The sequence below is a fragment of the Pseudomonas sp. ICMP 561 genome, assembly GCF_002699985.1.
Lineage (GTDB): Bacteria > Pseudomonadota > Gammaproteobacteria > Pseudomonadales > Pseudomonadaceae > Aquipseudomonas > Aquipseudomonas quasicaspiana.
The window spans coordinates 139,244-149,463 of the sequence record NZ_LKBT01000005.1 but is presented as its reverse complement, the minus strand read 5'-3'; the positions used below and the strand labels follow the sequence as shown (position 1 = coordinate 149,463).

Here is a 10,220-nt window from a genome sequence, read left to right as displayed (position 1 = left end):
GGTGGTGTTGCAACGGACGCCCTCCCGGCTGAAGCCGGTCCTACGGATTTGTGATGTAAGCGGTCTTGCGGATGCCTGGTGTTCGCCGCCTCTCGTCGTAGGAGCGGCTTTAGCCGCGAGCAGCNGCAACGGACGCCCTCCCGGCTGAAGCCGGTCCTACGGATTTGTGATGTAAGCGGTCTTGCGGATGCCTGGTGTTCGCCGCCTCTCGTCGTAGGAGCGGCTTTAGCCGCGAGCAGCACCACTCAGATGCCCGATCACTCCGCAATCAACCAATCCATTTTCCAGTCACCCTTGGTCTGCCCCAGCTTTTGCGCCAGGTACGGCAGCAACTCGCGCAGTTCTTCTTCCAGACCCCAAGGCGGGTTGGCGATGGCCAGGCCTGAGCCGTTGAGGCTGGCGGGGGTGTCCAGCGGGTGGACGTACAACTCGACGCGCAACAACTTCGGCGCACCGGTCTCCGCGAGATCCTGATAAAAGCGCTTGAGCAGACGCTGATCCTTGATCGGATACCAGATGGCCGCCACCGTCTGGCGCATACGGCCGATGGTTTCCTTCAAGGCCACAGCGCAGCGCTTCATTTCATCGAGCTGTTCGAAAGGCGGATCGATCAGCAGCACCGCCCGTTTCTCGGCGACCGGCAACAACGCACGCGGCACATGCCAACCTTCGCCCAGATGCACCGCCACACGACGATCACCCTTCATGTTCTCTTTCAGCAAACGCCCGTCTTCCGGATGCTTCTCGTTGAGCAGCACACGGTCGTTGGCTCGGGTCGAGCGGCGGGCGATTTCCGGGGAGCCAGGGTAATAACGCAGCTCGCCGTTGGGGTTCATGTCGTGCAGCAGTTGCACGTAATCGGCCGCCAACGCAGGCAAGTCCGGCGCATCCCACAGGCGTGCAATGCCTTCCAGGTATTCGCCGGTGCGGCTGGCCTGATCGCCCTTGAGGTCATAAAGCCCCAGCCCGGCGTGGCTGTCGATATAGGCGAACGGCTGCTCCTTGCGCGCCATCAGGGCAAACAAGCGAGTCATGATCAGGTGTTTGAGCACATCGGCGTGGTTGCCGGCATGGAAGGCGTGGCGGTAATTCATGGCAGCTCCTCGAAGGCTGCGCAGTTTAGCAAAAGCCAGTGGTACAGATCAGGTCAAACGCTTCGGATGGAACAATCAGAAGAAACTGAAGTTATCCACATGGAACGCGGTTGTTCTCACATGCACCGTAAGCACCAGCGATGTAATCCTGCGATCGGGACTGACAACCTCATCCCAGACGGCATAATCCTCTCCGAAATACAGCTTACGTTCGAATATCAGTGCCTGGCTTTCATCGAAACATGACAGGTAAGGAGGTTCGACGCCAAAACCATCCGCCATGGCAAAAGCACCGAAGGTGATTTTGTTGACCGGTGATTTCAAATCAAAACGTACCACGCTGTCCTCAGCAATGGAGATAGCCTTCCCCGTCACAAAAGGCGCTGCAACGGAATCGTCTATCAAGCTGGCGTCTTTGTTGGGTGTGACGAACATCGCGGGGAATTCCAGTGCAATATTCGCGGGAATGGCACCCAGTGCGCCGGTTTCAAAATCCTCCCCCCGATAAATAACATTAAAAGCTCTTACGTCTGATTCCGGGATGCTGCCGTACAGACCTCGCGCCTTGAGGCTATAGCCTTTAAACGCCAGCAATGGCAGGTCAACCGCCCATCGCCCTCCCGTCGCCAGTACGCTGGCAATGATTTCTGCCCTGTCCAGAATCTCCACCCATTGATCAGCGGCCGCAGTACCTTCGAGGGTCACACGCTGATCAAAGGTGCTGCCGCCATCGACAACCTCGCCCTGAGAATCGCGCACGCTGATGATAGTCGGGGCCTGCGCAGCCATGACCACCGTCACCACCCAGGCATCGTCGGAGAAACGAACGGTGTAACTGTGCCTGCCTTCCTGCGCCGCCACTGACTTCATCCACTCGCCGTTTTCATTTACCAGAGCCAGCGCGATAGGGGTGTCGTTGTCAGCAATGATGACTCCGATATTGACCGTACCCACCCCCAAAAGGGTCAGCACCGTATCTTCGGTCGTTCCGTTATTGGGAATGGGATGATCTTCACTGTCCACAACGCCGGTAATGGCTGGCACCGCAGAAGTCTCATGGGTATGCATGGCACTTACCTTTAATCGATGCAGCCATTGAATGTAGCTACCGCGCAGTAAATAAACTTCATGCCCCAGACAGTACCGAGATCATTCAACCGACACACCTGACAGAAATGACAGTGTTTAAACCGATCGGCAATTAAGGGCTGCACTTCTATTCCGGCAACTGCGTCCCCCTGTAGGAGTGAATTTATTCACGAAGAGGGCCGATGCAACTCTGAATATTTGCAGTCAGGAACATCACTTCCCGGCTAAACCCGGTCCCACATGATCCCGTAATACTTCGGGGTCGACGCTACGACGGTGATATCCCAGGAAGGAGATACCGCTCCACTGCTGGTGCACACACTAAAGCAATGACTGCCCGTTTCGGCAGCAAGCCTTATCAGCCACGCGCCTCCAGAAGTAATCTCGGTAGTCTCCTGCAGTACGCCGTCGTCCAGAAAAAACATTTTGGCGTTGGTCGGCCCTCGCCCAAACACAACCAGATTGGGGTGAGTCGCCTTGCCGGGGTTTTCGAGGGAGTTGCACCTGTCGTCAACAACACGGGTGATCTCAAGCGCTGTAGAAATGGAAATCGGTTGGGAGTGAATGTCCATTGTGCACCTTGCATTTTTCTTATGTCAGCCTTCCTGACAACTGCATTATGTCAGCGCGAATATTGATAGGAAGTATCGCCAATGGAACGCTACTTCGCGACTCACAGATACGATATGGTTAGATTTATCGGCGATTAGCCGTGAACAAAGCGTTATCTTATGTTATCGCAAGCCTTCGATGACACCTCGTGAGACCGGCTTCAGCCGGAAAGAGGCCGGAATAGCTGCAACACCTCATCGCTAGAAACATCACCTTCCAGGCTAATGCCGACACCGCTGGCCAACCCGACTTCACCCCGGTCACATCCGCACACACGTGCCAGCATTTACGATGAAAACCGTCTGCCCAATCATGCGCGCCCTGAGCCTAAGAACTCTATCAAGCGTTACCCGCCACGACAGGAAGCGGTTTTTTTGTGCCCGCGATAAATTCGTTTATCGCGGGCGCATAATGCCTTCGCATGTCTGTTATGTCGGGAGTCGGCTAATACAAGACCCTTCGGGGGAATATGCCGGCACTTCTTGATGGTGTTCTTAGCTCCCGACGCCTTTGGTCCCTCAATAAAGCCAATACGGACAGACCGCAATGGAACAGCCTTTCGAACCCATGGTGTTCAACCGCCATAAATACCAACTGCACGCCCTGCTCATCGACCGTCAGGCGTGGTTTTGCGCCCGGGATCTGGGTCGCATGATGGGCCTGTTCCTTGAAGAACGCTTCACCCGCAAACTCGCCCCCGACCAACGCCGCAACGTGCTGATGAGCTATTACGGCCAAGCGAAAGAAACCCTGATGGTCAGCGAATCCGCCGTCTACGCCCTGCTCGTCTACCACCCCAACCCCGCCAACCTGCCCCTGCGCAAATGGCTGACCTACAGCGTGCTGCCAAGATTGCGCTACAGCACGGACGTGGAAGATCACAACAGCCCGACGCCGGGTGTTTTGGAGTGGCAGACGGGGGAGCTCAATGTTATGCATTGGCAGGATGAACCGTGGATACGGTTGCGGGATATGCCGTGTTTGTTGCCCAGGCGGGATGAGGTGGGGGGTGCAAGTGTTGGTGGGTGGTTGAGGAAAGGGTTGCAGCGGATACTTTAAGGGGGCCGAAATAGAAAAGCGGAGTTTGCGCATGCAAACTCCGCTAAAGCTGGATTACGGACGTGTTTTTATAGATACCAGGTTATTTTCCCAATGTGAATGCTCGAGGGTACTGGCGGATCTACCTCCAGTGACACAATCGCTGGCCCCGAAGGCGCGGTAAATGTTGCCTTCTGCACTGTAAAACTCCCCCCTGGCATTGGTAGCGTCTGCACTCCAACGACGCCCCCACTACCATCTGAATAAGTGACTTTGGCCTGCGTCGACGACGCGAACTGATACGCCCAGTCAAAATCCACTCGGCTAGCAGCTGACGGCAGCCTCATAATCACCTTTGGCTGAGTACCCGAAGGGCTATGAATAGTTACATCTATACGTCCTTTAAGAGGATTTATATCTGCATCACTTTTCCCGAAGTACACACCAAAATCCCCTGTCGGCGTTAAAATCAGCCCGGAGCGGCAGGTGTGCGGTTGCCCAGGCTCCAAAGGACCACGTGGTTCCTCTTCAAAATTCTCGACAAGCTGTGTTGAGCTTCCGCCAACCGTAAACTCAAAAACCTCAGATTCCAGCTGCCCGCCAACGTTAGCCGCTTTAATAAAATGCTTCGTCTCCGTCAATCCCGATAGCAACAATGTCCAGCTCCCATCACTTAGCGTCCGCACGGTTTCAACAGGATAAGAGTCGTCCAATATATCCAACTCAACTCCCGGACCTGCCGTTCCGAAAAATGTCAATAAGTTGTCTGGGGTTACGTCTCCGTTCTCGACATCGCCATTGGCGCCCGCCACTCTCGAGATGACAGGTCGCACTTCTGCAGCCTTTATATCCATTTTGATTCACCTTTTTGGTATGAATAACGAAACCAGTTCAACGCAACGTCAGAAAGCACTTCTGCAGAAGCGAATTCGTTCATGAAAGTAGCGCGTACGAACAACAGTTAGCGCGAGCACGCTTTCTTCGAGATCAAATTCGATCTGATTTTTTTCACTGCACTACTGCGCAATAGCGCGGAGCACGACTGTGGCGCCACCAACAACGCAGGATTGAATATGCTTTCTTATCGCCTCAGGAAAAGTATTGACCCCTTGCGCACCACTGGCAACTGTCAGAAGTAGCAGTATTGATACTCATTAGAAGCTTAAGCAGCATTTGAAATAGCGAAATCTGCAAGTACAGTCAGGCATGTCTCCTGCGAAGCGCAAGACAGTACAACAGAGACAAAACGTATTGAAAAATACTGACTAACAACTCAGTCGAAGGAGGCTTACTATCGAACGACCTTCAGACATCAACTGGAGCTAAAGTATCGCTCGTATACCAAAGGCATCCCCCGGTGACTCCCAAGGTATCAATTGCTCCTGACCCGTCGAAGGTACAAAGGCCCAACAGTTAGTCAGGTTCGGCCCGGGTGCCTGATCTCTAGACCAGCAATTAAGCGGTGTTAACTGTCCGGCTTCACTTCCATACGCGGCATAAAATAGACGCCACTCCGCCATTGAGGGCAGGTAGCCACCTAAATCCCTGACAGCCCAAGACGCCGAGGTGTGATTGGTGCGAAGTCCAGAACCAAAAAACTGGTACACATTCGACACTATGACTGTGAAGCTTGCGGTACTCCCCACACTATCGGCGACAACAATGGTGGTAAGCCCATTACCAGCTGAAACTACGCGCCCACTTTCATCCACCGTGGCGATAGCGGTGTCGCTAGAGGTGTAGCGATACGGTGGCCTCCCACCGCTGGCTGGCCTGTCCGTATACGTGCCTGCAGGCGGGAAAGGAGGTGCCGTCCAGGCGTGATACAGCAACCCGTTCAGGATGGCGGGTGATGTATCGATTATAAGACTCTCGACTACGTAACTAATTGTCCAGGGATAGGAAACGGCCTGACTGGCCAGGTCCTTCGCGACGAATACATGCCTTCCCGCGTGTAAATTCAGCGTCTTGTTCCAAAGGCCACTGATTGCGGGCGCTGTGCCCCAAGACGCGCCCTCACTTTCCACCTCAATGACTGCCCCAGGCTCGGCGGCTCCTGACAAAGTGATGCGAGGATCGAACGTGATGCCATCAGGAGCGATTGGCGCACCGAGTGAATCGACGACTGATTCAATATTCGGCAGTGCCGCCCCTGCGCTAACGATAAAGATCCTCGGATCCGATACCAGTACTCCACCTGCATTCTTCGCAGTAATCCGATGCTCAGCTTCCGTAAGCCCAGATAATGCCAACTTCCAGCTCCCGTCACTTTCCACGACAACTGTTTCAACGGGATAAGCGCCATCAAATACATCCAGCGTCAGGCCAACGCCCGCGGTTCCGGATATTGTCAATACGTTGTCGGGGGTTACCCCTCCGTCCTCGACATCGCCACTGGCGCCTGTCACTTTCAATATGCGAGGTTTAACTTCTGCGCTATCCGCCGTCACCGTCAGGTCGAGAATGATCGATAAACCAGGAGCGCCATTGCGCGCCACTGCATAAATAACCGGGATGGTGCGGCCAATGGCGGCATTTACTGCGGAGGCCGGGACGATGAAATCAACGGTACCGCTTGAGTTGCCATTTTGCTGGGGCACCAGATCATCACGGTTGTCCCACGCCAGGCCGATGATATCGGTGTCCTGCATGGCATACGTCACGCGCACAGTCGCACCGTTCACTGCGTCTTGAGGGTCGAGTACGCCACCTGGGGCTTCAACGACAGTGGGTTGTGGATAGTTTGCGTTCATTAGAATCACCTTCTCATCAGTAAAACTTCACTATCAGAATTGGAATGAACCCCAGGCAGGACACATGTTTACCGCACAATAAAGCAGTACCGCAAATATAGAACGACCGACGATAAAACTATTTTTCGACTGCCTAAAGGACATTATTTATCAATAGCGAATCATTGACCACTGTCAGAAATAACAGTGGTCATACGTATTAGAAGCTTCATTATTTTTTAATAGCGAAACCTTAGTATTCAGGCTATTAATGCGCATTCACTCACGGATAAGTGACCTGATCAGAAACGACATATTGAAATCGGCTGGTTGCTGCCGCGGTGAAATCCAGCCGAAGTATGGGTACGCGTTTGCCGGTATTCGCCATCTTCTGCTGAAAAATCCTGGCGTTCGCCAGACCTCCGGACTTTCGAACGTCATAGAAAAATGCCGTTACCCAGCTACGTAGGTAAGGGCTCGATTGAACTGTCACGCGTTCCAGGACTTCATTCCATGACTGCTCGTCGCTGAAATTTCTGCGGGACTCAATCATATTTCGCCAACCTTGAGGATTATCGGCCCCCCACGAACACTGTCTGTAGTTGACCTGTCCCTCTGAACTGAAATGGGTATTCCACTGAGCAACAGTAGAATATCCAAGCTTATTCTCACAGCTCCCCCACGAGCCATGTAGACCGGTCAGCCCGGTGCCTTCAAAATCACATCCGCCATGACTTCGATCCATTGTTCGGGTGGTCCACGCGTCAAAGGGGTATACGCATATCGCCTCGTCCACCGCTACAATCCCGGGCACATAGCTGTACATCGAGGCTTCAGGGCTCAACACTATAAAACCAGCAGGATGATAGAGATTGTTAATCCCCACATCATGCCTGATCCAGGAAAATGAAAGCCCCTTTAAGGTTAACGCGGCGGGGCTGGGTTCCCATGGATTGAAGCTACCATTATCCACCGCTCTCAAGAGTACACCGCTACAAAAATAGTGCCCTCGCGCTTGCCCGGTGACAGGCTGAGTGCAGGAAACATCCGAATCGTTATATTCGCTATTAAACCATCTCGCGAGCCCCGGACCATCGCTCAAATCTACCTTTATTGATGACGACCCAGCCTTTAGTTTCTCAAACCGCTGGACGGGGCTAGTGCGCTCCTGATTTAGACCGTCCGTACCAAGGGTAGAGCATCCCGCCAGAACATTTATTAAAAAAGCCAATATGTAAATTTGATTTTTCATTTTATAGAACCTTTCAGCGATCACTGCTGAAAACGTTGAAAAAAGGAACATTCGAGTGTTAAAACTTGAGCAGCAAAGCGTCGGGGAAATCGAGGCCAATCAGCGTAAAATTATCGACAGACCTGACACCGCCGCGATCAAACTCAGACCTACAGAAAAACACTCTAACTCAGGCCGTCATTTGATAATTGATGAGCGGCTTTAGCCAAGGCAATGCCCATCACAGGGATAGGCCTTGCCACACCCCCCTATCACTCTGACCAGTAAATGCTGTCTAACGCCAACTCACCCGTGAGCACATCATTTCCAAACTGTATAGAACTTATATAGTTACCCGACGGCGCATCGACTTTCACCAATTCGTCTCTATCCCGGCCAACAGGTACTATAAGAGTAGCAAAGCGAACGCCATCCCTGCCATGAAGGTACATATGTAAGTCCAAACCGTCACTTACAAATCTAGCGGCCCACGTTGTAAACTTAACGGTCGTTGGTGTTCCGGGGAACCGTAATGTACCGCCGTCGGCCATTGGGATGAAAAGATACTGGAAGCCGTGCTCGCCATGCTGGCTCGTTGCACGAACGATTGATGGCTCAGTTTTACTATGCCGGACTGTGCTTAATCTTAAACCTGAAGGAAAGTCTATATAGTCCGGGTCTCGAGGAACGGTGCCTGGCGCAATGGTCTCGAAATCTTCAAATCCGGAAGTGCTATTCATCACGGTGAAAGACCACGGATCAGATACCAACTGTCCTCTCACATTACCCACCGTAATAATATGCTCACTTTCCGTCAGCCCAGATAATGTTAATCTCCAGCTACCATCACTTTCTGCCAGAATAGTTTCGACAGGATAGTCCTTGTCAAAAACGTCCAGCGTGACGCCAGAGCCAGCCATTCCAGAAAGGGACAACAAACTGTCGCGGGTTATTTCTCCCTTATCTACAGGGCCACTGCCCCCCACCACTTTCAGAATGTGAGGCCTGACTTCTGCCCTCATCGCCTCTACCGTCAGGTCGAGGGCTGTCGATGGTTCAGCAGCACCCGAACGCATTACCGTATAGAAGACCTCAATGCTCTTGCCCGCCGCGTCGCTAACCGCAGCAAGAGGCACTAGAAAATCTATCGTTCCACTTGGACTGCCGTACTTGGGGGCGACTAAATCACCTCGATCATTCCAGGACAAAAGAATGAGATCACCCTCTTCCATGGTATAGGTCACGCGCACGGTCGCGCCGTTCACTGTGTTTGGGTCGAGTACACCACTGGGGGCTTCTACAACAGTGGGTTGTGAATAATTTGCGTTCATTAGAATCACCTTCTCATCAGTAAAACTTCACCATCAGAATTGGAATGAAATCCACCGGTAGGAGCGAATTTATTCGCGAGGGTTTATTACTAACAAGCACTTGGGCCTGACACACCGCCTCGCGAATGAAGCGGGCCCCTACAGGAGGGTATTTACTTCCGATATTACAGAAAGCAGCTTAGCCTCCCACTGACCACCGTCAGAAATGACAGTTTCATGCCCACTCTAAGCATCAACGCGCTTTTAAAGCTAAAACCCCTACACCTTGAATGTCGACAATGCAGCTTCGGCCGAGTGAGTTCTGAATAAGATTACTTAATTCAAGGTGCCGTTCCCCACGTCACGTTATCAACAAAAAAAGTCACTATAAACGCGCCAGTTACATCCACCTAAAACCACGCAACGGTTTCTCCCGGCGGCGCAGTGAAACTCGTCTTAACAACCTCAGCATCAGGCAACGGTAGAAGCTCATGCCCAATAGATCCGATAAGACGCGCTGCCGAGTTGTAATAGTTAATCAAGCACAGGCCGCCGCTTAGCACCGGTCGATAGGACCAGTCAAAGCTTGTATAAAGAGCAGCATTGGGCAAGTTGATTTGCACTACTTCCAGCTCCCCGCTAGACGTGAACTCAAGGCTGCGTCCCGACGGGAATGGCGTTGTGTTTGAACTTAATTTCAGGGACATCTCTGTCAAGGGAGTCACTATCACGCCGGATTTACACGTGTATGACGCCTCAATCAATCTGTCGCTCGGCTCCCCCTCAAAATCTTCGCTAGAGCCCTTTGTATTCCCCCTGACTTCAAACGGCCATGGATCTGAGATCAGCTGCCCTCCGACGTTCATCGCCGTAATGCTGTGCAACGTTGGAGCTAACCCGGTCAACTGAACTTCCCAAGCGCTCAGGCTTGTTGCCCGGGCTTTAGCGACAGACAGTAAGCCGTCCCAGATATCAAGCTCCGCGCCTGGCGCGGCATTGCCGATGACTTTAAGTGTTGTGTCAGTAGTTAGTGCATCGACAGGGACCGGACCGCTAGCACCGGTTACGGTGGTGATGTGGGGTTTTACTTCAGTGATGCTATTTTTGTTCATTT

The 10,220-nt window shown here is 52.6% G+C and carries 9 protein-coding genes; 1 reads left to right on the top strand and 8 read right to left on the bottom strand.

The features are described 5' to 3' along the window. Positions 1 to 257: 257 nt before the first annotated feature. The 3 genes from AO242_RS06205 to AO242_RS06195 form a co-directional block, all read right to left on the bottom strand. Entirely contained in the window at positions 258 to 1,094 is an 837-nt protein-coding gene (locus AO242_RS06205) for a 23S rRNA (adenine(2030)-N(6))-methyltransferase RlmJ (protein WP_099268081.1), read from the bottom strand. Positions 1,095 to 1,169: 75 nt separating this feature from the next. Then, on the bottom strand, positions 1,170 to 2,162 hold the full coding sequence (locus AO242_RS06200) for a hypothetical protein (RefSeq protein ID WP_099268080.1): 993 nt from the start codon (positions 2,160 to 2,162) through the stop codon (positions 1,170 to 1,172). A 245-nt stretch (positions 2,163 to 2,407) separates the two neighbouring features. Further along, on the bottom strand, positions 2,408 to 2,755 hold the full coding sequence (locus AO242_RS06195) for a hypothetical protein (RefSeq protein ID WP_099268079.1): 348 nt from the start codon (positions 2,753 to 2,755) through the stop codon (positions 2,408 to 2,410). Positions 2,756 to 3,341: 586 nt separating this feature from the next. Here AO242_RS06195 and AO242_RS06190 point away from each other — a divergent pair. Then, entirely contained in the window at positions 3,342 to 3,854 is a 513-nt protein-coding gene (locus AO242_RS06190) for a BRO-N domain-containing protein (protein ID WP_099268078.1), read from the top strand. Positions 3,855 to 3,922: 68 nt separating this feature from the next. On the opposite strand, the gene AO242_RS06185 is transcribed toward AO242_RS06190, so the two are convergent. The 5 genes from AO242_RS06185 to AO242_RS06165 form a co-directional block, all read right to left on the bottom strand. After that, a complete protein-coding gene (locus AO242_RS06185) occupies positions 3,923 to 4,687 on the bottom strand; it encodes a hypothetical protein (RefSeq protein ID WP_099268077.1) in 765 nt (254 codons plus the stop codon). Positions 4,688 to 5,155: 468 nt separating this feature from the next. Then, on the bottom strand, positions 5,156 to 6,484 hold the full coding sequence (locus AO242_RS06180; protein ID WP_141562189.1) for a hypothetical protein: 1,329 nt from the start codon (positions 6,482 to 6,484) through the stop codon (positions 5,156 to 5,158). Positions 6,485 to 6,848: 364 nt separating this feature from the next. After that, positions 6,849 to 7,817 carry a hypothetical protein gene (locus tag AO242_RS06175; RefSeq protein ID WP_099268075.1) on the bottom strand — a complete coding sequence of 323 codons (969 nt, stop codon included), beginning with the start codon at positions 7,815 to 7,817 and terminating at the stop codon, positions 6,849 to 6,851. Between the two features lie 251 nt (positions 7,818 to 8,068). After that, positions 8,069 to 9,127, bottom strand: coding sequence for a hypothetical protein (locus AO242_RS06170; protein ID WP_099268074.1), 1,059 nt, complete (start codon positions 9,125 to 9,127; stop codon positions 8,069 to 8,071). 389 nt (positions 9,128 to 9,516) lie between these two features. After that, on the bottom strand, positions 9,517 to 10,218 hold the full coding sequence (locus AO242_RS06165) for a hypothetical protein (RefSeq protein ID WP_099268073.1): 702 nt from the start codon (positions 10,216 to 10,218) through the stop codon (positions 9,517 to 9,519). Positions 10,219 to 10,220: the final 2 nt, after the last annotated feature.

What these genes read in the sequence shown, in the direction of transcription:
- AO242_RS06205 (WP_099268081.1), bottom strand. Translation starts at nt 1,094, where the DNA reads ATGAATTACCGCCACGCCTTCCATGCCGGCAACCACGCCGATGTGCTC.
- AO242_RS06190 (WP_099268078.1), top strand. Translation starts at nt 3,342, where the DNA reads ATGGAACAGCCTTTCGAACCCATGGTGTTCAACCGCCATAAATACCAA.
- AO242_RS06175 (WP_099268075.1), bottom strand. Translation starts at nt 7,817, where the DNA reads ATGAAAAATCAAATTTACATATTGGCTTTTTTAATAAATGTTCTGGCG.
- AO242_RS06195 (WP_099268079.1), bottom strand. Translation starts at nt 2,755, where the DNA reads ATGGACATTCACTCCCAACCGATTTCCATTTCTACAGCGCTTGAGATC.
- AO242_RS06200 (WP_099268080.1), bottom strand. Translation starts at nt 2,162, where the DNA reads ATGCATACCCATGAGACTTCTGCGGTGCCAGCCATTACCGGCGTTGTG.
- AO242_RS06185 (WP_099268077.1), bottom strand. Translation starts at nt 4,687, where the DNA reads ATGGATATAAAGGCTGCAGAAGTGCGACCTGTCATCTCGAGAGTGGCG.
- AO242_RS06170 (WP_099268074.1), bottom strand. Translation starts at nt 9,127, where the DNA reads ATGAACGCAAATTATTCACAACCCACTGTTGTAGAAGCCCCCAGTGGT.
- AO242_RS06180 (WP_141562189.1), bottom strand. Translation starts at nt 6,484, where the DNA reads ATGCAGGACACCGATATCATCGGCCTGGCGTGGGACAACCGTGATGAT.
- AO242_RS06165 (WP_099268073.1), bottom strand. Translation starts at nt 10,218, where the DNA reads ATGAACAAAAATAGCATCACTGAAGTAAAACCCCACATCACCACCGTA.